Annotated in this window: 18 protein-coding genes and 2 pseudogenes; 7 read left to right on the top strand and 13 right to left on the bottom strand. The window is 71.1% G+C overall.

Annotated features, from left to right (window positions below):
• Positions 1 to 15: 15 nt before the first annotated feature.
• From ACFMQL_RS13325 to ACFMQL_RS13315, 3 genes are all read left to right on the top strand, one after another.
• Positions 16 to 1458: an MFS transporter gene (locus ACFMQL_RS13325; RefSeq protein WP_364064395.1), complete on the top strand. Its 1443-nt coding sequence runs from the start codon at positions 16 to 18 to the stop codon at positions 1456 to 1458.
• A 190-nt stretch (positions 1459 to 1648) separates the two neighbouring features.
• The gene (locus tag ACFMQL_RS13320) at positions 1649 to 2152 is read left to right on the top strand and encodes a flavoprotein (RefSeq protein ID WP_364064392.1); all 504 of its coding nucleotides are present in this window, start codon (positions 1649 to 1651) and stop codon (positions 2150 to 2152) included.
• A gap of 28 nt (positions 2153 to 2180) precedes the next feature.
• Positions 2181 to 2387, top strand: coding sequence for a hypothetical protein (locus ACFMQL_RS13315; protein WP_378785820.1), 207 nt, complete (start codon positions 2181 to 2183; stop codon positions 2385 to 2387).
• Between the two features lie 32 nt (positions 2388 to 2419).
• Here ACFMQL_RS13315 and ACFMQL_RS13310 read toward each other — a convergent pair whose 3' ends face one another.
• Positions 2420 to 3289: a LysR family transcriptional regulator gene (locus tag ACFMQL_RS13310; RefSeq protein ID WP_378785819.1), complete on the bottom strand. Its 870-nt coding sequence runs from the start codon at positions 3287 to 3289 to the stop codon at positions 2420 to 2422.
• Between the two features lie 71 nt (positions 3290 to 3360).
• On the opposite strand from ACFMQL_RS13310, the gene dapA reads away from it, so the two are divergent.
• The gene (dapA, locus tag ACFMQL_RS13305; RefSeq protein ID WP_378785818.1) at positions 3361 to 4227 is read left to right on the top strand and encodes a 4-hydroxy-tetrahydrodipicolinate synthase; all 867 of its coding nucleotides are present in this window, start codon (positions 3361 to 3363) and stop codon (positions 4225 to 4227) included.
• Positions 4228 to 4402: 175 nt separating this feature from the next.
• Here the strand turns inward: dapA and ACFMQL_RS13300 are convergent, their stop codons facing one another.
• Genes ACFMQL_RS13300 through ACFMQL_RS13290 form a run of 3 tightly spaced genes read right to left on the bottom strand, consistent with a single transcriptional unit; the run spans position 4403 to position 11882 of the window.
• Positions 4403 to 9217 (bottom strand): DNA repair ATPase, encoded by a 4815-nt coding sequence (locus ACFMQL_RS13300; protein ID WP_378785817.1) that lies wholly within the window; start codon positions 9215 to 9217, stop codon positions 4403 to 4405.
• Complete coding sequence (locus ACFMQL_RS13295) at positions 9214 to 11331, bottom strand: SPFH domain-containing protein (RefSeq protein WP_378785816.1); 2118 nt, start codon at positions 11329 to 11331, stop codon at positions 9214 to 9216. The genes ACFMQL_RS13300 and ACFMQL_RS13295 overlap by 4 nt, the downstream gene beginning before the upstream one ends.
• Positions 11331 to 11882, bottom strand: coding sequence for a hypothetical protein (locus tag ACFMQL_RS13290; RefSeq protein ID WP_378785815.1), 552 nt, complete (start codon positions 11880 to 11882; stop codon positions 11331 to 11333). Before ACFMQL_RS13290 ends, ACFMQL_RS13295 begins: the two co-directional genes overlap by 1 nt.
• 134 nt (positions 11883 to 12016) lie before the next feature.
• Between ACFMQL_RS13290 and ACFMQL_RS13285 the strand changes: the two genes are divergently transcribed.
• On the top strand, positions 12017 to 12940 hold the full coding sequence (locus ACFMQL_RS13285) for an NADP-dependent oxidoreductase (protein WP_378785814.1): 924 nt from the start codon (positions 12017 to 12019) through the stop codon (positions 12938 to 12940).
• Between the two features lie 98 nt (positions 12941 to 13038).
• On the opposite strand, the pseudogene ACFMQL_RS13280 reads toward ACFMQL_RS13285, so the two are convergent.
• The 4 genes and pseudogenes from ACFMQL_RS13280 to ACFMQL_RS13265 all read right to left on the bottom strand — a co-directional run.
• Positions 13039 to 13557 (bottom strand): annotated as a pseudogene (locus ACFMQL_RS13280) (aminoglycoside phosphotransferase family protein); the annotation flags it as partial.
• A 198-nt stretch (positions 13558 to 13755) separates the two neighbouring features.
• Positions 13756 to 14163: pseudogene (locus ACFMQL_RS13275) on the bottom strand (aminoglycoside phosphotransferase family protein); the annotation flags it as partial.
• A 110-nt stretch (positions 14164 to 14273) separates the two neighbouring features.
• Positions 14274 to 15152: a 1,4-dihydroxy-2-naphthoyl-CoA synthase gene (locus ACFMQL_RS13270; protein WP_364064369.1), complete on the bottom strand. Its 879-nt coding sequence runs from the start codon at positions 15150 to 15152 to the stop codon at positions 14274 to 14276.
• Between the two features lie 10 nt (positions 15153 to 15162).
• Positions 15163 to 15675 carry a PadR family transcriptional regulator gene (locus tag ACFMQL_RS13265; RefSeq protein WP_378785813.1) on the bottom strand — a complete coding sequence of 171 codons (513 nt, stop codon included), beginning with the start codon at positions 15673 to 15675 and terminating at the stop codon, positions 15163 to 15165.
• 78 nt (positions 15676 to 15753) lie between these two features.
• Between ACFMQL_RS13265 and ACFMQL_RS13260 the strand changes: the two genes are divergently transcribed.
• Positions 15754 to 16308: a hypothetical protein gene (locus tag ACFMQL_RS13260; RefSeq protein ID WP_364064363.1), complete on the top strand. Its 555-nt coding sequence runs from the start codon at positions 15754 to 15756 to the stop codon at positions 16306 to 16308.
• A 6-nt stretch (positions 16309 to 16314) separates the two neighbouring features.
• On the opposite strand, the gene ACFMQL_RS13255 is transcribed toward ACFMQL_RS13260, so the two are convergent.
• Entirely contained in the window at positions 16315 to 16647 is a 333-nt protein-coding gene (locus tag ACFMQL_RS13255) for a metalloregulator ArsR/SmtB family transcription factor (protein WP_364064360.1), read from the bottom strand.
• Between the two features lie 86 nt (positions 16648 to 16733).
• Here ACFMQL_RS13255 and ACFMQL_RS13250 point away from each other — a divergent pair, with 86 nt between their 5' ends.
• The gene (locus tag ACFMQL_RS13250) at positions 16734 to 16904 is read left to right on the top strand and encodes a DUF3073 domain-containing protein (protein WP_364064357.1); all 171 of its coding nucleotides are present in this window, start codon (positions 16734 to 16736) and stop codon (positions 16902 to 16904) included.
• 69 nt (positions 16905 to 16973) lie between these two features.
• Here the strand turns inward: ACFMQL_RS13250 and ACFMQL_RS13245 are convergent, their stop codons facing one another.
• From ACFMQL_RS13245 to ACFMQL_RS13230, 4 genes are all read right to left on the bottom strand, one after another.
• Positions 16974 to 18371, bottom strand: a complete 1398-nt coding sequence (locus ACFMQL_RS13245; protein WP_378785812.1) for an LCP family protein — start codon at positions 18369 to 18371, stop codon at positions 16974 to 16976.
• Between the two features lie 93 nt (positions 18372 to 18464).
• Entirely contained in the window at positions 18465 to 18731 is a 267-nt protein-coding gene (locus ACFMQL_RS13240) for a DUF6510 family protein (protein ID WP_364064352.1), read from the bottom strand.
• Between the two features lies 1 nt (position 18732).
• Positions 18733 to 19461, bottom strand: a complete 729-nt coding sequence (locus tag ACFMQL_RS13235) for a ferredoxin reductase (RefSeq protein ID WP_378785811.1) — start codon at positions 19459 to 19461, stop codon at positions 18733 to 18735.
• Positions 19461 to 20060 (bottom strand): sulfite oxidase-like oxidoreductase, encoded by a 600-nt coding sequence (locus tag ACFMQL_RS13230; RefSeq protein WP_378785810.1) that lies wholly within the window; start codon positions 20058 to 20060, stop codon positions 19461 to 19463. Before ACFMQL_RS13230 ends, ACFMQL_RS13235 begins: the two co-directional genes overlap by 1 nt.
• Between the last annotated feature and the right edge of the window lie 61 nt (positions 20061 to 20121).

Below are 20121 nucleotides of genomic sequence, written 5' to 3'. Positions count from 1 at the left end.
TAGCGACGTGACCTTATGAGCGACGTTGAAACCGGCACCATCACCACGAAGGTGCCCGCCCGGCTTGATCGGCTGCCATGGTCCCGCTGGCATTGGATGATCGTCATCGGCCTCGGCACCGTGTGGATCCTCGACGGGCTCGAGGTCACGATCGTCGGTAACCTCTCGGCGCGGCTCGCCACGCCAGGCAGCGGCCTCGACATCACACAGGCGCAGGTGGCGGGTACGGCGGCCGCGCTCTACGTCGCGGGCGCGTGCTCGGGAGCGTTGTTCTTCGGCTGGCTGACCGACAGGTTCGGCCGCAAGAAGCTGTTCATCATCACGCTGGTCGTCTATCTGGTGGCGACGCTGCTGACCGCGCTCTCCTTCAGCGCGTGGTGGTTCTTCCTGTTCCGGTTCATCACGGGGTTCGGCATCGGCGGCGAGTACGCGGCCATCAACTCCGCCATCGACGAACTGATCCCGAGCCGGCATCGAGGTCGCATCGACATCATCATCAACGGCAGCTACTGGCTCGGTGCGGCGGGCGGCGCGCTGCTGACCGTGCCGCTGCTCAACGACCTGCCGGTCAACATCGGGTGGCGGGTCGCGTTCGGTCTGGGCGTGGTGCTGGGTCTGGCCATCCTTCTGGTACGCCGCAACGTGCCGGAGAGCCCGCGCTGGCTGTTCATCCACGGCAGGGACCGCGAGGCCGAACAGCTCGTCGACGACGTCGAGCGCCAGATCGGCCGGGACGACCTGCCGGAGCCCGACAAGGCGATGACCATCCACCAGCGCAAGTCGATCGGGTTCGTCCGGATCGCGCACACCATGGTCGCGCTCTACCCCAAGCGCACGGTGCTGGGGCTGTCGCTCTTCATCGGGCAGGCGTTCCTCTACAACGCCATCACCTTCGGGTACGCGCAGATCCTGTCCACGTTCTTCGGCATCGACACCTACACGGGTTACTACTTCGCGGTCATCGCGCTCGGCAACTTCTTCGGCCCGCTGCTGCTCGGCCACCTCTTCGACACGATCGGCAGGATTCCGATGATCTCGGCCACGTACATCGGGTCGGGGGTGCTGCTGCTGGGCACGGCGTGGCTGTTCAACGAGGGCGCGCTGACGGCGGTGACGCTGACTGCGTGCTGGTCGGTGGTGCTGTTCGTGGCCTCGGCGGGGGCGAGCTCGGCGTACCTGACGGTCAGCGAGATCTTCCCCATGGAGACCAGGGCCATGGCCATCGCGTTCTTCTTCGCCATCGGTACGGCGGCGGGCGGCATCGCCGGTCCGCTGGTGTTCTCCTCGCTGGTGGAGAGCGGGGTGCCGGGGGACACGGCGCTGGCGTTCACCATCGGCGCGCTGATCATGATCGCGGGCGGGCTCGTGGAGCTGTTCCTGGGCGTGAAGGCGGAACGCAAGGGGCTGGAGGACATCGCCGCGCCGCTCTCGGCCGCGGAGACCACGAAGGCCGTCTGACGGCGGGGATGGTCGGCACGGCGGGTGTGGTGGTGCGGTTCGTGTGACGGCGGGTGTGGTGGTGCGGTTCGTGCGACGGCGGGCGCGGTGGCGCGGGCGGCGTGTGAGCGGGGTGTCGTCGCGCGTGGCCGTTTCCCGGCGAAATAGGGGATGCTGGACATCGGTTTCGCCGGGTGTGGGAGGGCAGCGCGTGAAGGGGGAGCTCTACCTCGTGGTCTGCGCCGCGGGCGCGGCCTCCGAGGTCGGCAGGTTCGTCGGCATGGCGCAGGACGACGGCTGGGAGGTGCAGGTCGTGGCCACGCCGTCGGCGCTCGACTTCATCGACGTGCCGGCCCTCGAACGCCAGACCGGGCGGCCCGTGCGCAGCCGCTACCGCAAGCCGCACGAACCCAAGCCGCCCAGGGCCGACGCGTTCGTGGTGGCGCCCGCCACGTACAACACGATCAACAAGTTCGCGCAGGGCATCGCGGACACGTACGCGCTGGGCGTGCTGGCAGAGGCGCCTGGGCTGGGCCGGCCGGTGGTGGTGCTGCCGTTCGTCAACGAGGCGCTGTCGTCGCGCACCGCGTACCGGCGCAGCGTCCGCGACCTGCAGGCCGACGGCGTACGCTTCGTCCTCGACCGCGACGGCGACCCGTGGGAGCGGGCACTGGCCGAGCTGCGCGCGGCGACGTCCGGCTCGGCGAAGGGATGACCATGGGACCGGCCGAGCGGGTGACGCGGTGGCGCTACTACGGCGGCGCGAGTGCGCTCATCGTCGAGATCATCACGAGGGACGCGGCGGCGATCGGGCCCAGGCCGTCGGCAACGGCGGTCAGCGGCTGCTCCTCGTACCCGATGAGCGGCTCGTGGTGGCGATGACGGCGGGGGAGTACGACCGCGCGCACACCAGCGCGGTGGCCGCCCTGGACGCCGTGCTCGGCCGATAGACCGGCCGCCGCTCTCCGCGCGACCCGCCGGGTCAGAGCGGCAGGTGGGCGGTGGCGGAGCGGAAGGCGGTGACGGCCGCTCTGATGGCCGGGTGCTCGCCGTTCCCGCGTCTGAAGGCCGCGAGCGTGCGGCGGCCGAGCGGCAGAGGGGTGAGCCGGACGCCCTCCGGCGGCGCGGTGGCCGCGAGGTGCGGCACGAGCGCGACCCCCTGACCCGCGGCGGCGAAGGCGAGCACGGTGTCGAAGTCGTCGATGTGATGCCGGACGATCGGCTCGAACCCGGCCGCCTGGCAGGCCCTGATCGCCATCAGGTGGCAGAGCGTGCCGGGCTTGCCGGTGATCCAGGGGTCGTCGCGGGCGGCGGCGATCGACGGCCGGTCGGTGAGGTACATCGGCTCGCTGAACAGCGGCTCCGTCTCGATGGACGCGTCGGTGACGGGCGGGACGAAGTCGTACTCGTGCACGAGCGCCACGTCCAGCTCCCCGGCCCGCAGCGCGGCCGAGACGTCGGCGGGGTCGATCTCCGACACCATCGGCTCAAGGCCCGGGTGCGAGCCGGTCAGGTCGGCGAGCGCGGGCGGCAGCAGCACACGGGCCGCCGTGGGGAACGCGCCGATGCGCAGCGGACCCAGGGGCCCGCCGCGGGCGGCGGCGAGCGCGGCGGAGGCGCGTTCGAGCTGCTCAAGCACGGCCTGCGCATGCTCGACCAGCAGGTGACCCGCGGGCGTCAGCGTCACCGTGCGCCCGGTGCGCTCGAGCAGCGGCACCCCCGCCTCCCGTTCGAGCGCGCTGAGCTGCTGGGAGACGGCCGACGGCGTGAACGTGACCGCCTCGGCGACGGCGGCGATCGTGCCGCGCCTGGCCAGCTCGCGGAGAAGGTGCAGCTTGCGAGGATCGAGCATAAGTTCAGCTTAAGCTCGAACGAAGAAATCCGTGCTGGACCTAACGTATGGCGGGGCGGCACGCTCGAAGCATGCTGACCGGAATCCACGTACCGCTGATCACTCCCTTCGACGCCGCCGGCGCGGTGGCCGTGGACGCCATCGAGAAGCTCGGCCGCCACGTGCTCGACGAGGGCGCGTCCGGGCTGGTCGCGCTCGGCACCACCGGTGAGGTCGCGGCGCTCGACCAGGACGAGCGGGCGCGGGTGATCGAGGCGTGCGCGCGGGTCTGCGCCGAGCGGGAGGTCCCGCTGACGGTGGGCGTCACCGGCAACGACACCCGCGGCACGGCGGCGGCCCTGCGCGCGCTGCCCTCCGGGGTGAGCGCGGCGCTGGTGACCGTGCCGTACTTCCTGCGGCCCGGCGAGCGCGGCGTCATCGCGCACTTCGAGGCGCTGGCCGAGGAGTCGCCGGTGCCGCTGGTGATCTACCACATCCCGTACCGGACCGGGCAGGCCGTGAGCGCGGCCACGCTGCGGCGGCTCGCCGCGCACCCGAACATCGCGGGGGTGAAGTACGCGACGGGCGGCGTCGATCAGGACGCCGTCGATCTGCTGGGCGACGTGCCCGAGGGCTTCGCCGTGCTGGGCGGCGACGACGCGGTCATCTCGCCGATGCTGGCGCTCGGCGCGGTGGGCGGCATCCTGGCCTCCGCGCACCTGGAGACCAGGAGCTTCGCCGACCTGGTGACCGCCTGGCACACCCGGGACGTGGCACGGGCCCGCGACCTCGGGCGGCGGCTGGCCCGGCTGTCGGCGGCGCTGTTCGCCGAGCCCAACCCGACCGTCATCAAGGGCGTGCTGCACGCCCGCGGGCTCATCCCGACGCCGGACGTCCGCCTCCCGCTCGTGCCCGCAAGCCAGGAGGCGGTCACCCGCGCCGCCTCCATCCGGCTCTGACCACCTCAGCCAGGGGGCGGCACAGGCTTTCCCTCCGGTTCTGGCCGCCTCCCACCAGGGGGAGGACATCCGGCGCTTCCCCGGTTCGGGGGCGGCGGTCCTGCCACGCCGCCCCCGAACGCCGTACAGAGGTGAGGCCGTTCCGCCTGCCTGGCCGCGCGAAGCGCGAGGCCCTTCAGCGGTTCGAGCGCTCGATCGCCGAGCCGACCTCGCCCACACGGTCGGCGAGCAGGCCGAGCGCGCCGACCGCGCGCACCATCGGGTCGTCCTCGGCCCCGCCCAGCGCCTTGTCCCGCAGGTACGCGGCCTTGACCGCCGCCCAACGCTCCGCCTGAGCGGGGGTCAGCCGGCCGCGCAGCTCGGCCAGCTTGAGCAGGTTGGCCTCGGCGTCGGCGGTCAGCGTCTGCGCCTCGCCCAGATAGTGATCGTCGATCAGCGCTTCCAGCTCGGCATCGTTCATCGCGGGCACGATGCGCTCGGCCATCTTGTTCATGTTCCGGTACGACCCCTGCAGCCGATACGGCGGCTCCGTACGCGCCGAGTCCGCCTGGGCCGCCGAGGCGATGTAGGCCCGGTTGTTGGCCAGCACCACCTCCTGGACCCGGATCAGCTTGCCCAGCACGTCCAGGATCCGTTCCAGCTCGGGCTTGGTGTACGGGTGCTTGAGCTGGTCCGGCTGGACGGTGGTGTCGCCCTTGGCCAGGCGTACCAGCAGCTCGACGTCGGACCGGTCGCGGCCGGAGAGCGGCGTGAGCACCGGGTTGGAGGTCAGCGCGTTGTCGATGTAGCTGAGCGCGAACAGCTCCTCCCGCCCGGTGAGCACGTCGCCCAGGTTCCACACGTCGGCCCGGTTGGCGAGCATGTCGGGGATCTGGAAGCGCTTGCCCGACTCGGTGTACGGGTTGCCGGCCATGACCACCGCGAACCGCTTGCCGCGCAGGTCGTACGTCTTCGTGCGCCCGTTCCAGACGCCCTCGATGCGGCGCTGGGCGTCGCACAGCGAGATGAACTTCTGCAGCAGCTCGGGCGAGGTGTGCTGGATGTCGTCCAGGTAGAGCAGGGTGTTGTTGCCCGTCTCCAAGGCGAACGAGATCTTCTCGACCTCCTGCCTGGCCGTGGCGTCGGGCGCGTCGGCCGGGTCGAGCGAGGTCACCTCGTGGCCCAGCGCGGGGCCGTTGACCTTGACGAAGACCAGGCCGAGGCGGCTGGCCACGTACTCCATCAGCGTGGTCTTGCCGTAGCCGGGCGGCGAGATGAGCAGCAGCAGGCCGTTCTGGTCCGTACGTTTGCCCGCCCCGGCCGCCCCGAGCTGCTTGGCCAGGTTGTCGCCGATGAGCGGCAGGTAGACCTCGTCGAGCAGCCGGTTGCGGACGAAGGCGCTCATCACCTTCGGCTTGTACTCGTCGAGGCGCAGGCGGCGGCGCTCGGCCTCGACCAGCTCGCTCCTGCGCCGCTGGTAGGCGCGGAAGGCCGGCACCCGCTCGGCCGCGAACCGCCGCACGCGCGGCAGGATCTCGTCCAGCCGCAGGTCGAGCGAGCGGTCCTTGATGCGCGGGTGGGTGCCGAGCAGGCCGTGCACGGTCTCGGCCGTGGTGGCGCTGGAGTCGTGGCGGGGCAGGTCGCACAGCAGCACCGCGACCGCCTCGGGCAGCTCGGGCCCCTTGCGGTACGCGCTCAGCCAGGCGTCGGCGAGCTGGAGGCGTTCCGGCAGCGGAAGCGTCTTCAGATCGTCGTCGAACTCGCGGCTCTTGGCCGGGCCGAGCGCGTCACGGAACCCTTCGAGCAGGTCCCGCGCCGCCTTCCCGGTGACGAAGCCGGCGGGAGTGCCGCCCAGCTCCTCCACCAGGTACTCGCCCGCGAGCGGCGCGAGCCCGGACGGCCAGGAGGGGGCCGTCTGCTCGATGAAGCGGGCGATCGCCGCGCCCAGCTCCCCGGCCAGCTCGGCGACCGCCGCCGAGGGGCCGAACAGCTCCCTGGCGCGCACCAGCGACGCGGCCCGGGTGGCCAATGTTTTACGTGAAACCTCGTCCGTCCCGAAGGCCCAGAAGAGCTGCGCCGCCGCCCGTACGTCCGCCGGATAGCGCAGCAGCCCCGCCCCGTCGCGGAGCCGGACCAGCGTGTCGAGGATGAGCGTGGCGTCGTGGTCGTGGACGCCGCGCTCGTATCCCTCGTCGTAGCGCGACTCGGCGGCGCGCCTGACGACGTCGGCGAGCGGCGCGCCCGGCGTGACCTCGTCGAGCAGGGAGACCGCGAGGTACTCCGCCCGGTACACCTCCGGCGTCTCCGACACCAGCGTCTGCTCCCAGAACGGCCGGGTGTCGGCGAACGAGTCGGGCACCGGCGCCCGGTAGTCGGTGCCGGTGATCGCGAAGTGCATCGAGCCGTCGTGCGGCACGAGCGTCAGGTCGATCGGCTGGGTGTTGACCGCGAAGCGGTGGTGGCCGAGCCGCAGCGTCTCGCCGCCGTCGTCGTACAGGTCGAGGCGGTCGCGCAGGGCCCGGCCCGCCTCCTGCTGCGCGGCCTTGACCCGGCCCTCCAGCTCCTCGGCCCGTACGGCGTCGCCCAGCTCGCGCAGCTCGGCTGCGGCCGAGCGGACCTTGGCCACCATCGGGTCGGTGGCGAAGTAGGTGTTGACCTCGTCCAGCGAAGCGAGCGAGCCGAGCCGCCTGCTGACGCCCGACAGCACCCGCTCGGCGGAGGCGAAGACCCGGTCGGCGCGCCTGGCCAGCTCGTCGAGCTGGGTCTGCTTGCGCGCGGAGAACGCCTCGTAGACGTCCTCGCGCTTGGCGGCGAGCTGCGCGGCGAAGTCGTCGAACTCGCCGAAGCGCGTCTCCAGGTTCTCGATCTGCAGCATCAGCCGGCCGAGCTGCTCGTCGCACTTGGCGGGCGTGTCGGCCATCGCGAGCGCGCCGGTGACGGCCTGCCCGAGCAGCGCGAACTCGGCGGCGAACGCGGCCCTGCCCTCCGCGCCGAGCAGCTCGCGACGGCGGCCGTCGAGCACGGCCCTGGCCCGGTTCACGCCGCCGAGCACCTCGGCGATGCGGCTCAGGATCGAGGTGCGCACGGTCGCGTCGGCGATGTCCAGCGACCCGACGACCTCGGTGACGACCTCAAGCCCCTCGGCCTGCTCGGCGAGCCGGTCGGCGACGGGCGCGGCCTCGGCGGCGGTCTCGATGGCGGCGGCCTCGGCGGCCAGGCGTTCCACGGCGGCGTGGTACTCGGTGAAGGCGTCCTCGCCGGACAGGAAGGCGACGGCCCGCCGACCGGTGTCGTCCACCGCCTCGGCGACGGCCTCCGACAGCCGGTCGAGCGCGGCCAGGTCGATGTAACGGGTCTCGCGCAGCGTCACCAGGTGGCCCTGGGCGCGGCGCAGCGTGGCCAGCAGCGTCACCCAGGCGTCGGCGGTGGCCGGGTCGTCGGCCTGCGCGCGGCGGACGAGCCGGGCGGTCTCCTCCTCGGCCGCCGCCAGCGTGCGCGCGGCCTCGCGGGTGAGCTGCTCGACGTTCTCGTACTCGTCGAGCACCTGCTCGGCGGTGGCGCGGACGTCGGTGAGCGGCCCGAGCAGGCCGTGCTCGCCCAGCCAGTGGTAGGAGTCGAACGCCCGTGTGCAGGCCGCGATCAGCCCCTCGAACGTGCCGGCCGACGGCGCCATCTCCTCGACCATCCGCGCCACCGACAGGCAGTCGGAGATGCCGCGCACCAGCTCGGCGTTGCCGATGCGCTCCAGGGGGCCGGTGCCGGCGGGCTGGGCGGCGGCGTACGTGTCGGACACGTACGGCGTCTGCCACACCTGCATGGGGTGCACCCGCGTCGGCTCGTCGGAGGTGGCGCGGAAGACCACCATCGTGCCGTCGTCGAACAGCGAGTACCCGTGGCAGACGATGGGGGTGGCCACCTCCTTCCTGATCACGTTGTACGGCAGCAGCAGCGAGCGCCCGTCGCCCCTGGCGTGGAAGACGTACAGGACGTCCTCGCCGTTGGGTGAGCGCACCACGCGCTCGAACTCCAGGTCCGTGACGTCGGTGTCGAACGTCTTGCTGACCCCGGTGGCCAGGTAGTAGCCGCCGGGGAAGATCAGCCCCTGGTCCTCGGGCAGCCGCTGGCACGCCTGCCCGATGCCGTCGAGCCGCTCGACGGCCTTGGTGCGGGTGTTGAACACCAGGTAGCGCCAGTCGGGCTCCTTGTACGGCCGGATCCGCATGAGGATGAGCGGCCCGACGCGGGCGTACTCGACGTCGGCGTCGCCGAGGCTCTGCAGCGGCTCGGCCACGGGCTCGGCGTAGATGCCCGCCCCGGTCTCCGTGTTGTCCTCGATCTTGATGGTGAGGTCGCCGCCGACGGTCTCGACGAACACCTCGCCCTCGATCGAGATGTGCGGGTGGCGGCCGAGCACGTGGTCGTCGCGGGTGGTGGCGATCCACTCGAAGTCGTGGGACGGCGGGAACACGTGGTCCCGCTCGCCCCGGTTGTCCAGGTACTTCGGTACTCCGTGCTCGTCGACCGCCCAGCGCAGCACCCGCGTGTCGCCGGGTCCGGTCATGAACACCGCGAGCAGCTTGCCCTCGACCCGCCTGAGCTGCTGCAGCCGGGTCTCCTTGTAGTACCGGTACAGCTCGGCGAAGTCCTTCTTGAACGCCGGGTCCTCCAGCGCCGCCAGCCGGTCGGTGTCGAAGCGGAAGGCGTCGCCGTCCCTGGAGAAGCGGTGCACGGCGAACACGTCGGACACCGTCGTCTCCGGCTTGAGCCCGATGAACACGTTGTAGCCGAAGAGCATCACGTCGCCCAGGGAGACGATGTCCCTGGGGACGCAGTTGTGCTCCGTACGGATGCGCTCGGTGCCGAGCAGGCGCAGCTCCGTGCCGCCGAACACCTTCAGCCGCTCGTCGTTGAGCCTGGCCGCCGCCTCGGCGAGCGCCTTGGCCTGAGCCTGGAGGCGGTTCCTCAGCACCTCGTAGGTGCCCGCCTCCAGGCTCGTTTCGAGCGAGCTCACTTGGCGCCGGCCGGCACGGACACCGGCGAGGCGGCCGCCACCGAGACCGGCGAGTCCGCCACGCCCAGCCTGCGGGCGGTCTCCAGCAGCTCATGCAGGGCCGACGACTGCGGGCCGCCGTTCTGGATGAGCCGCATGAGCAGGGCCGAGACGGTGACGTTCTTGAGGTCTTCCGTGCTCACGCCGCCGATCACGTTCGCCAGGTCCTGCGCGAAGCTCGCCTCGCCGTTGACGTACGGCGCGGCGATGGCGTCGGCCAGCTTGGAGTGGTTCACGAACCCGTCCACGGCCTTGCCCGCGGTGATCGAGCCGACCACCTTGTCGAAGAACATCGTGTCGCCGCCGACGATGTCGATGTTGGCCTTGGACAGCCCGGCCGCGAGCACGCTGGCCTGCGACTCGGCGACCTGCCGGGTGACGTCGATGTGCTTGAGCCGGATCTCCTTGTCGGCCTCCAGCCGCAGGCGGTACTCCTCGTGGGCGCGGCTCGCCTCGTCCAGCGCGGCCATCGCGGCGGCCTTCTCGGTCAGACCCTCGGCCTCGGCCTTCAGCTTCTCGCCCACGGCAGCGGCGGCGGCATGCGCCATCGCCTGCTCGCCCTCGGCCTGGGCCTTGAGCCGCTCGCCCTCGACCAGCGCCATCGCCCTGGCGCCCTCGGCCTCGGCGGCCAGCCGCTCCTTCAGCGCCAGCGCCTCGGCGCGGCCCACCTTCTCGATGGCCTCGGCGTCGCGCTCCTTGACCTGCACCTCGGCCAGGCCCGCCGCGGCGGCCTCGGCCTGCAGGCCCTCGGCCAGCCGGATCTTGGCGCGCGCCTCCAGGTCGGCGGCCTGCTGCCGGGCCTCGGCGAGCACCAGCTCCTCGCGGGCCTTGAACTTGGACGCGGCCTCGGCGGCTTCTGCGGCCTTGATGTCCTTGACCAGGTTTTCCTGGGCCTCGGCCTCGGCGGCGATGATGACCTGCTGGCGGGTGCGCTCGGCCTCCTCGACCACGCGCAGCCGCTTGATGGCCTCCTCCTGCTCGGCCACGGTCTTGTCCACCGCGATGCGCTCGCGGATGACCTCGGCGATCGAGCGCTTCTCGGTCTCGATCTCCTTGTCCTTGGCGATGCGCGACAGCTCGGTCTCCCGCTCGCGGGCGATGACCTCCAGCATGCGGTCCTTCTCGATGCGCTCGGACTCGATGGCGATGACCCGCTCGCGGTTCTTCTCGGCGACGGCGATCTCGCGGGCGCGGTTCTCGTTCGCGATGCCGAGCTGCTCGTCGGTCTTCAGGTGCGCGGTCTGGGCGCGCAGCCGCTCCTCGGCCTGGACGCGGGCGATCTCCGCCTCCTCGCGGGCCTTGACGGTCTCGATCTCCCTGCGCTGCTTCATCTCCGCGTCGGCCTGGCGGCGCTCCAGCTCCAGGATCGCCTCGCGGGCGTCCACGTTCTGGCGGGTGATCTCCTTCTCCTCGTTGCGCTGGTACTCGTTGGTCCGCACGTGCTCGATCGCCGTCAGCTCGGTGATCTTGCGGATGCCCTGCGCGTCGAGGATGTTGTTCTTGTCGAGCTGGTGCAGCGCGGTCTGCTCCAGGTAGTCGATCGCGGCGTCCTCAAGGCTGTAGCCGTTGAGGTCGGTGCCGATCAGCCGGACGATTTCGTCGCGGAACTCGTCGCGCTTGGTGTAGAGGTCGACGAAGTCGAGCTGCTTGCCCGCGGTCTTCAGCGCCTCGGAGAACTTCGCGTTGAACAGCTCCTGCAGCGTGGACTCGTCGCTGGCGCGGGCGGTGCCGATGGCCTGCGCGACCTTGATCACGTCTTCGGCGGTCTTGTTCACGCGGACGAAGAATGTGATCTTGATGTCGGCTCTGATGTTGTCGCGGCAGATCAGGCCCTCGCGGCCGGTGCGTTCGATCTCGATGGTCTTGACCGAGATGTCCATGACCTCGGCCTTATGGATGACCGGAAGGACCACCGCGCCGGTGAACGTCACATCGACCTTATTGATCTTCGACACGATGAGTGCCTTGCCCTGCTCGACCTTGCGGAAAAGGCGGCCGATCACGAGCAGCAGGCCGATCACGATGACGAGGATGACGGCGAGGAAAACGCCGAAACCGGTGGAGATGACGTCCATCAGTGCTCACTTTCGTACGGCATGACCAAGAAGAACTCGCCGTCTTTGTCGTAGTCGAAGATCAGTGCGTGCTCGCCGCGGGACAGGCGGTCGGCGCCGGTCGTGCGCACCTGCACGACCGCGGAAGAGCCGTCGGCGGCGGTGACCTCGGCCTGGCCGAAGTCCGGAGTGGCGGTGCCGGTGCGGATCACGCACATCTGGCCCACGAAGTCGCTGCGCGAGCGCGTCTCCCCTTGCGGGAAGAGCGCTCGCAAGGGTTTCAGCAGCGTACGTATGGCGAGCCAGGCCACGGCCAAGGCGGCGAAGGGAACGGCCACGAGCAGGCCGCCGCTCGTCACCGTGGCGCCGATCAAGCACAGCAGCCAGGCGAGCGCGACGAAGAGCGACAGCGCGACACCGGCGGGAACGCCCCCGAATCCCAGCCATGCGGCGTCGTCTTCAAGCTCGAAGAGACCGGTGATGACGGCCAGCCAATAGGCGATGACCACCACGAGAAGGAAAGTGAAAATGACAGTCGGAAAAGCCAGCGAGATGTGGATGAAGTCGGTCATGCAGCCTCGGTATCGCCCCGTCCCCCGTGTGTGTCCAGTCGGACTATATCTACATAAAGTACGAGTAAAGGGAAAAGTTCCCCACTCGAGATCGGGTTGACCTCAAGCGCTCTTGAGGTTGCAGCCTGGTCGGCATGAGCGAGGTCATGAGGGCGGCCGCCTTCAGCGAACCAGGCGGCCCGGAAGTGCTGAAGGTCATGGAGCTGCCCGCCCCGCAGGCGGGGCCGGGCGAGGTCAGGGTGCGTGTGCGGGCCGCCGGAGTGCAGCCGTTCGACACGGCCGTCCGGCAGGGGTTCCTGCCCGCGTACATGGAGTACGTTCCTTATCCGCGCATCCCCGGCAACGAGTTCGCCGGCGTGATCGACCAGGTGGGGACCGGGGTGACCGGCCTGTCGGCGGGTGACGAGGTGCTCGGGTTCAGCGCGTTGCGTTCTTACGCCGAGTACGTCGTGGTGCCGGCCGCCAACGTCGCCGCCAAGCCCGCCGAGGTGCCGTGGGAGGTGGCCGGCGGGCTCACCGCGGGCGTGCAGACGGCCGAGCTGGCGCTCGACGACATCGGGTTGGGCGCGGGAGACACGCTGCTGGTGCACGCCGCCGCCGGGGCCGTGGGCACCGCCGCCGTGCAGATCGCCAGGCGGCGCGGCGCCACCGTCATCGGCACCGCCCGCGAGGCCAACCACGACTACCTGCGCTCGCTGGGGGCCATCCCCGTCACGTACGGCGACGGCCTCGCCGACCGGGTGCGCGCGCTCGCGCCCGGCGGGGTGTCCGCCGCACTCGACGGGGCCGGCGGGCACGCTCTGGACGTCTCCCTAGAGCTGGTCGCCGACCGGCAGCGCATCGTCACGCTGGCCGAACACGGCAAGGCCGACGCGCTGGGGGTGCGGCTGGTGCGCGGCGAACGCTCAGCCGAGCGGCTCGGCCGGTACGCGCGCCTGTACGCGGCCGGGGAGTTCGCCTGGCCGGTGCGGTGGACGTACCGGCTGGAGGAGGCCGCGGAGGCGCACCGCGAGGTGGAGGGCCGCCACGGCGCCGGCAAGGTCGTCCTGACCATCTGACGCCCTCCCGCGACTGCTCGCGAACCCGTGAGGCGGGTCTCGGACCGGCGGTCGGCGGGGCGGTTTCGGCCGGGTGCCTGCTTCTGGTCGCTCGCCGGTCACCAACGGGTGTGCACGGCTTCGGCGATCGTGAGCTGGACGTCGTCCAGTTCGCGCGCGCCTTCGCGGACCAGCCAGAGGCAGTTCTGCAGCACCCGGCCGAGCGTCCAGCCGGCCGCCCTGCGGCGGTCGAGGCCGAGCCCGTCGGTCATCAGGTCGAAGCGCCGCAGCACCGCCCGGCGCGCGTCGCCGGTGGCCACGGCCTCGTCCCAGCGGTTCCACAGGGCGGGCAGCAGCTCGAAGCCGGGGTCGCCGGCCAGCGGCTTCGGGTCGATGGCGAGCCACGGCTCCCGCTCGGCCGCCAGCACGTTCGCGTAGTGCAGGTCCCAGTGCAGGAGCCGGTCGCGGTGGCCGCCCGCCAGCTCGGGGATCAGCTCGGCGACCGCGGCGGCGCAACGACGCAGCCAGTGGCGGTCGCGCTCGCGCGGCAGCTCCGCCACGGCCCTGTCCGCCTCCGCGAGCATTCGCCGCGCGATGTCCTCCAGCCGCCGCAGCCCGTGGGGTGCGGGGTTCGCCACGCCCGCGCCGCTTCCAGAACCGGCCTCGTCGCCCTCGGACGGGGGAGGCGGGTCCGTGGGCATGGTGCTGCCGGACGCGGGCCGGCCGGGTACCGGGTGGCTGGGTGCGGGCTGGCCGGGCGCGGGACGGCCGGGTGCGGGGCGGCCTGGGCCGGGCGCGGGACGGCTGGGTGCGGGCTGTGGGGCGGGGTGGGCGGAGAGGCGGCGGAGGAGGGCGGTCAGGACCTCGAGGGCGGCCATGACGTCGGGGACGGCCTCCAGCGACCGGTCCGCCTCCAGGCGTTCGAGCAGCAGGGTGCCGGTGGCGGGGTCAGCGTCGAGCAGGCGTACGGAGCCGTCGCCCGCCCACGTGCGCAGCGCCAGCCCTTCGTGCGCGGTCTCCTCGGTGACAGGCTGGAGCTTGAGCGCCGCCCGCGTGCCGTCGGCCCGCACCACGGGCAGCACGAGCGCCACGATGCCGTGGCTCGGCTCACCGTCGGGCCGCAGCTCCCACTCGTCCAGGAAGCGCTCGGCGAGCGCGGGCAGCGCGGCGACCCAGGCCGGCCCCGCGTCCTCCGCGTGGCGCAGGTGAGAGGCGGTCAGGGCCGGGGGCACCGTGATCCTCATGGCCCCAGTCTGCCAAGAAGTCCGTCACGGCTGCGCGGCCTGCGCTCCTGTCTGCCAAGAAGCACGGGACGCCGCCTGGGCCGTGCCCTGGCGGCGCCAAAGCACCAGGGTCAGTAGTGCCAGGGGAAGGGGGACCAGTCGGGCCGGCGCTTCTCCAGGAACGCGTCGCGGCCTTCGGCCGCCTCCTCCGTCATGTACGCCAGCCGCGTCGCCTCACCGGCGAACACCTGCTGCCCCACGAGCCCGTCGTCGACGGCGTTGAAGGCGAACTTGAGCATGCGCTGCGCGGTCGGCGACTTGCCGTTGATCTTGCGGGCCCACTCCAGCGCGGTCGTCTCCAGCTCGGCGTGCGGCACGACGGCGTTGACCATGCCCATGCGGTGGGCGTCGGCCGCGGTGTAGGTCTCGCCGAGGAAGAAGATCTCGCGGGCGAACTTCTGCCCGACCTGCCGCGCCAGGTACGCCGAGCCGAACCCGCCGTCGAAGCTCGCCACGTCGGCGTCGGTCTGCTTGAAGCGGGCGTGTTCGGCGCTGGCGATGGTGAGGTCGGCGACGACGTGCAGGCTGTGCCCGCCGCCGGCGGCCCATCCGGGCACGACGCAGATGACGACCTTCGGCATGAACCTGATGAGCCGCTGCACTTCAAGGATGTGCAGGCGGCCGGTGGAGGGGGTGCCGTCGGCGTACTGGTAGCCGTCCTTGCCTCTGATGCGCTGGTCGCCGCCGGAGCAGAAGGCCCAGCCGCCGTCCTTGGGCGAGGGGCCGTTGCCGGTGAGCAGCACGCAGCCGACGTCGGTGGTCTGCCGGGCGTGGTCGAGCGCGCGGTAGAGCTCGTCGACGGTCTGCGGCCTGAAGGCGTTGCGGACCTCGGGGCGGTTGAACGCGACGCGCACGGTGCCCTGATCGACGGCCCGGTGGTAGGTGATGTCGGTGAAGTCGAATCCCTCGACCGGCTGCCACGCCTTGGGATCGAACAGCTCGGAGACCATGGCCGAGAGCCTAACCGATCTGCTTTTGCGCCCATTCGGCCCACTCCTGCTGGCTGCGGGCGAGGCGGTGGCCGTATTCGAGGACGAGGCGGCCGTACACGGAGAGGTTGTCGGTGCCGTTCTCGACGAGGCCGCGGATGCTCTCGATGTGTTCGAGCTGCTTGCGCGCGAGTTCGGCCTGGCCGCTCAGGTACGCCTTGGCCTCTTCGGGTGAGACGCGCCCGAGGAAGAAGACGCGCAGCAGCATGTCGCTGCGCAGCACCCGCGCCGGCGGGACCTCGGTGAGCCAGTGGCGCAGCTCGGCGAGACCCTTCTCGGTGATCGTGTACTCCTTGCGCCCGCGCGGGCCCTCGGCCGTGACGTCCACCAGGCCCGCTTCCGCCAGCTTGCCGAGCTCGGAGTAGAGCTGGCTCTGCGTGGCCGGCCAGACGTTGGCGAGCGACAGGTCGAACAGCTTCATCAGGTCGTATCCGCTCGCGGAACCCTCGGAGAGCAGCCCCAGCACGGCATGTCGAAGACTCATATTCCTATGTTGACATATCGGACTTGGAAGTTCTACTTTCGACATGTCACTCTTGGAACGTCATCGGGAGCATCACCCATGCGCGGACTGCTCGGTTTCCTGCCCTGGATCGTCTACGCGTTCGTCGCGACCGGCGACGAGTGGCGCTGGGGCGCCATCACCGGCCTCGTCATCGCCGTCGTCCTCGTGGTCATCGACCGGCGATCGGGCAAGGCATGGGATGAGATGGTGATCGAAAGCAGCGCGGTGGTCTTCTTCGCCTGCCTCACCGCGCTCTCGCTTGCGGACCCGCACTCCCCCCTCACGCCGTACGGGCCCGCGCTGGTCAATGTCTGGCTGGCCGGCACCGCCTGGGGCTCGCTGGCCATCCGCAAGCCGTTCACTTTGGGCATCGCGCGTACGAGGGCGCCCAGAGAGGTGTGGGACCACCCGCGCTTCTACCGGCTCAACGCGGTGCTCACCGCGGTCTGGGCGGTGGCCTTCACCGCCGCCGCCATCGCCCTGACCCTGGTGCTGCGCGCCTCCCTTCACGCGACGGCGCTGGTCATCGCCATCAAGGTGCTGTCGTTCGTGGTGCCCGCCGCCTTCACCGCGTGGTACCCCGGCCACGTGCGGCGGGCGTACGCCGAGTGATGCCTGCTAGGTGACCTCGGCGCGCAGCTCCGCAAGCAGCTCGCCCTGATCGGCCAGCATGTCGGTGAGGATGCGCCGCGCGGCGTTCAGCAGATCGGCGAGCTCGGGCGTGGCCAGCGTGTAGACCACCGTGCTGCCCTCGCGGATCGCGCTGACGATGCCGGCTCTGCGCAGGACCGCGAGCTGCTGCGACAGGCTTGAGGCCTCGATGTCGATCTGCGCCAGCAGATCCCTGACGGGTAGCGGCCCGTTCTGGAGTAGCTCCAACACTCGGATGCGAGCGGGGTGGCCGAGCGTCCGGAAGAAGTCGGCCTTGGCCTGGTAGACCTCCACGTGCATATTGCCAGACTAATCCAGCGCAGTTGCATAATTCTTCAAGTCGCTATGTTGTTGGATAGCATGACAGCGGGGACTAGGGAGGCGCCATGGGCCGAGGAAGAGCCAAGGCGAAGCAGACGAAGGTCGCTCGCCAGCTGAAGTACGCGCACCACAACATCGACTACGACCGGCTTCGCGAGGAGCTGGGCGCCGACACGCGACGCGAGGAGATCTACCCGCCTACGACGTCGGAGCAGGAGCCCGAGCGCGGGCGCTGACCGGGCCGGCCTCGCGGGGCGCCGGGGCCCCCACGCTCCGGCGGGCCCCATGAGGGCCCCGTCCACCGGTCAGGTGGCGCAGGTGTCGTGCGTGGCGTCGAAGCCCTTGAGCGCTTCCGCGTCGTTCGCCCGCAGGGGCTTGAGCCCCTGCCAGTCGTCACCGATGACCAGCACCAGCCTGCTGGTACGCGCCGCCGCCAGCTCGCGCGGCCGGCTCTTCAGCAGGTCTTTCGTGAGCGTCGGCACTCGTGTCGCGCCGTTGGGCCCGTAGAGCACGGTGGTCGCCTGCTGCGGCTTGCGGGCGGTGTCGCCGATCTTGGCGATGTGATACCCGCGCTGTTCGAGTGCGGCGGCCACCTCGGTGGCCAGGCCCGTGCGCCAGGTGCCGTTGCGCAGCTCCACCTGGATCTTCGAGCGGGCCACCTTCTCCTGGCCGCCCTTGACGCCTTCGACGCTCTCGTCCTTGGCGACGATCTGGAACAACTTCCGCGCCTGGGGCTGCACCCACTCCACCCGGCCAGGGTGGGTCAATGAGTAGTGCCACGGCGTGGTGATGAAGCGGATCTTGCCGACGTCGATGCCTTGGAGGCTGGTGGCGAGATCCTTCATGACGCCGATGGTCAGGCCGCGGTCGGTGGTGACCGCCTTGGTGCCGGCGTCGAGGACGGAGAGCAGCCTGGCGGGGTTGCTGAGCGTGTCGCCGCTCAGCACCTTCTTCACCATCGACGCGATGAACATCTGCTGCCGCTGGATGCGCCCGATGTCGGAGCCGTCGCCGAGGCTGTAGCGGGCGCGCACGTAGCCGAGCGCCTTCTCGCCGTTGAGGGTCTGGCGGCCCGCGGGCAGGCGCAGCAGCGCCTTCTTGTCGTCGATCGGCTCGGGCAGGCACACCTCCACGCCGCCGACGGCGTCGACGATGCCCTTGAAGCCGGTGAAGTCGACCTTCACGAAGTGGTCGATGTGGATGTGGGTGAGCGACTCGATCGTCTTCCACGTGCAGCCGATGCCGCCGGAGTTGAACGACTCGTTGATCATGCCGATGTGCGCCCGCTGACCGGGGAAGGAGCCGGTGGCCCGGCAGTCGGGGAGCTGCACGAGCGAGTCGCGCGGGAAGCTGATCACCATCGCGTTGTCGCGCCGCGACGACACGTGGACCAGCATGATCGTGTCGGTGCGCTCGCCCGCGACGCGGCCGTACTTCGCGTTCTTGCCGTCGCGCTGGTCGGAGCCGACGACCAGGAGGTTCATCGCGGTCGTGGCGACCTTCGGCGGGCGGGTGGCGCCGAGGTCGTCGGCGGTGATGTCGGTGTGCTTGACGTTGCCGGTCAACCGGGCGAACACGCCCACGGCGACGCCGACGACGAGGAGCACGACGACCACGGAGATGATGATCACCCAGCGCAGCCAGTGGCGGCGCGGCGGGAGGCGGTGGCCGGACGGCGGCGCGTCGGCAAGAGCCCTGCTCACGTGACTTCCCCCTACGACCGGGGCCGAGGGTGGCGCCCGTGGCCAAGAGCCTCGCCGTACAGATCTCGGCCGGTGAACAGAGCCAGAGTGTACTCAGTCGGGCACGCTCATGCGCAGGGAAACGGTGCCTCGCAGGTCGAGCCAGGCCGTGCCGGGGCCGCGTACCAGCCTGAGCATCACTTCGTCGCAGCCGGGGCAGCGGCCGACCAGCCCGGGGTCGGGGCCGTAGACGCGCAGCGAGGCGATCGGCCCTTCCAGGCCGCAGCTCGCGCAGCGGCCGGTGGCGGAGACCGCGTCCACCGCGAAGATCTCGCCGAGCGGGCCGGCCAGCGCGTTGCCGTCGAGGTGTTCCGCCGTCATGTCAGCCTCCGGTGGGACCGAATCGTTCGGTTCTGATGCGCTCGGGGGCGTGGCCGAGCGCGAGCAGCAGGTCGGCCGCCGTCTCCACGAACCCGGTCGGCCCGCACACGAAGCAGTCGGGCTCGAACGTGGCCGGCCAGCCGCCCTCGGCCAGGTCGTCCAGCATGATGCGGCGTGGCGGCCGGGACGAGCCGTCGGGGGCCGAGCGGGTGTAGAGGTAGGTGACGTCGAGCCCGGGGTCGGGGGTGCGCAGCTCGTCGGCGTAGTAGCGGCGGCCGGGCTCGCGCAGCGAGTACACCAGGCGGAACGGCACGCGGCTGCCCGCCTGCCGGCGCGCCCTGATCATCGCCATCAGCGGCACCACGCCCGCCCCGCCGCCGACCAGCAGCACCGGCGGCTTGCTGTCGGTACGCCAGACGAACCAGCCGCCCACCGGGCCGCGCACCTCGATCTGGTCTCCGACCTCCATGACCTCGGCCAGGTACGGCGACACCTCGCCGTCGGGCACGCTCTCCACCGTCAGCTCGATGACGTCGCCGTCGGCCGGTGCGGCCAGCGAGTAGCTGCGCTGGGCGGTGTAGCCGTCCTCGGCCGTCAGGCGCACGTCCACGTGCTGGCCCGCCAGGTGCCCTGGCCAGCCGGGCACCCGCAGGCGCAGCGTGCGCGCTGTGGGGGTCTCCTGCCTGGCGGCGACCAGTTCGGCCGGCCGCCAGGTGAGCCTGCGGCGCATCAGTCGCCCTCGTAGCGCTGCTCGCGCCAGGGGTTGCCGTAGTTGTGGTAGCCCGCGGTCTCCCAGAAGCCCGGCCAGTCCTCGTTGAGCAGGCGGATGCCGCGTACCCACTTGGCGGACTTCCAGAAGTACAGGTGCGGCACGAGCAGCCGGGCGGGCCCGCCGTGCTGGGGCGCCAGCTCCTCGCCGCCGTAGCGGTGCACGATCCACGCCTTGCCGTCGAGCAGGTCGTCGACCGGCAGGTTCGTGGTGTAGCCGCCGTAGGAGTAGACGAGGGCGTATTCGGCGGCCGACTCGACGTCCTCGAAGAGCACGTCCAGCGACACGCCCTGCCACTCGGTGTCCAGTTTCGACCACCGGGTGACGCAGTGGATGTCCGCGGTGGGCGTCTCCTGGGGGAGCGCCATGAACTCCGCCCAGGTCCAGCGGTGGGTCCGCCCGTCCTCGGTGTCGATGGCGAACTCCCACCGGTCGAGCGGGACCCGCGGTGTCGGGCCCGCCGACAGCACCGGGAAGTCCTCGACAAGGTACTGGCCCGGCGGCAGCCGATCGCTGTCGTTCCTGCGTCTGCCGGTGAAACCGCGCGAAATGATGGCCACGTCGCCTCCCTCGCCATTTCACCACGAACTACCCCGATAGCCACTGCCGACTCGCCCGTTC

This window comes from Nonomuraea fastidiosa (genome assembly GCF_042751225.1).
Taxonomy (GTDB): domain Bacteria; phylum Actinomycetota; class Actinomycetes; order Streptosporangiales; family Streptosporangiaceae; genus Nonomuraea; species Nonomuraea fastidiosa.
The sequence above is the reverse complement of the archived record's forward strand: the minus strand, read 5'-3'. Positions and strand labels throughout refer to the sequence as shown.

Coding starts and splice junctions, on each gene's coding strand:
- ACFMQL_RS13325 (WP_364064395.1), top strand. CDS start 16: ATGAGCGACGTTGAAACCGGCACCATCACCACGAAGGTGCCCGCCCGG.
- ACFMQL_RS13310 (WP_378785819.1), bottom strand. CDS start 3,289: ATGCTCGATCCTCGCAAGCTGCACCTTCTCCGCGAGCTGGCCAGGCGC.
- dapA (WP_378785818.1), top strand. CDS start 3,361: ATGCTGACCGGAATCCACGTACCGCTGATCACTCCCTTCGACGCCGCC.
- ACFMQL_RS13295 (WP_378785816.1), bottom strand. CDS start 11,331: ATGGACGTCATCTCCACCGGTTTCGGCGTTTTCCTCGCCGTCATCCTC.
- ACFMQL_RS13290 (WP_378785815.1), bottom strand. CDS start 11,882: ATGACCGACTTCATCCACATCTCGCTGGCTTTTCCGACTGTCATTTTC.
- ACFMQL_RS13285 (WP_378785814.1), top strand. CDS start 12,017: ATGAGCGAGGTCATGAGGGCGGCCGCCTTCAGCGAACCAGGCGGCCCG.
- ACFMQL_RS13270 (WP_364064369.1), bottom strand. CDS start 15,152: ATGGTCTCCGAGCTGTTCGATCCCAAGGCGTGGCAGCCGGTCGAGGGA.
- ACFMQL_RS13265 (WP_378785813.1), bottom strand. CDS start 15,675: ATGAGTCTTCGACATGCCGTGCTGGGGCTGCTCTCCGAGGGTTCCGCG.
- ACFMQL_RS13260 (WP_364064363.1), top strand. CDS start 15,754: ATGCGCGGACTGCTCGGTTTCCTGCCCTGGATCGTCTACGCGTTCGTC.
- ACFMQL_RS13255 (WP_364064360.1), bottom strand. CDS start 16,647: ATGCACGTGGAGGTCTACCAGGCCAAGGCCGACTTCTTCCGGACGCTC.
- ACFMQL_RS13250 (WP_364064357.1), top strand. CDS start 16,734: ATGGGCCGAGGAAGAGCCAAGGCGAAGCAGACGAAGGTCGCTCGCCAG.
- ACFMQL_RS13240 (WP_364064352.1), bottom strand. CDS start 18,731: ATGACGGCGGAACACCTCGACGGCAACGCGCTGGCCGGCCCGCTCGGC.
- ACFMQL_RS13235 (WP_378785811.1), bottom strand. CDS start 19,461: ATGCGCCGCAGGCTCACCTGGCGGCCGGCCGAACTGGTCGCCGCCAGG.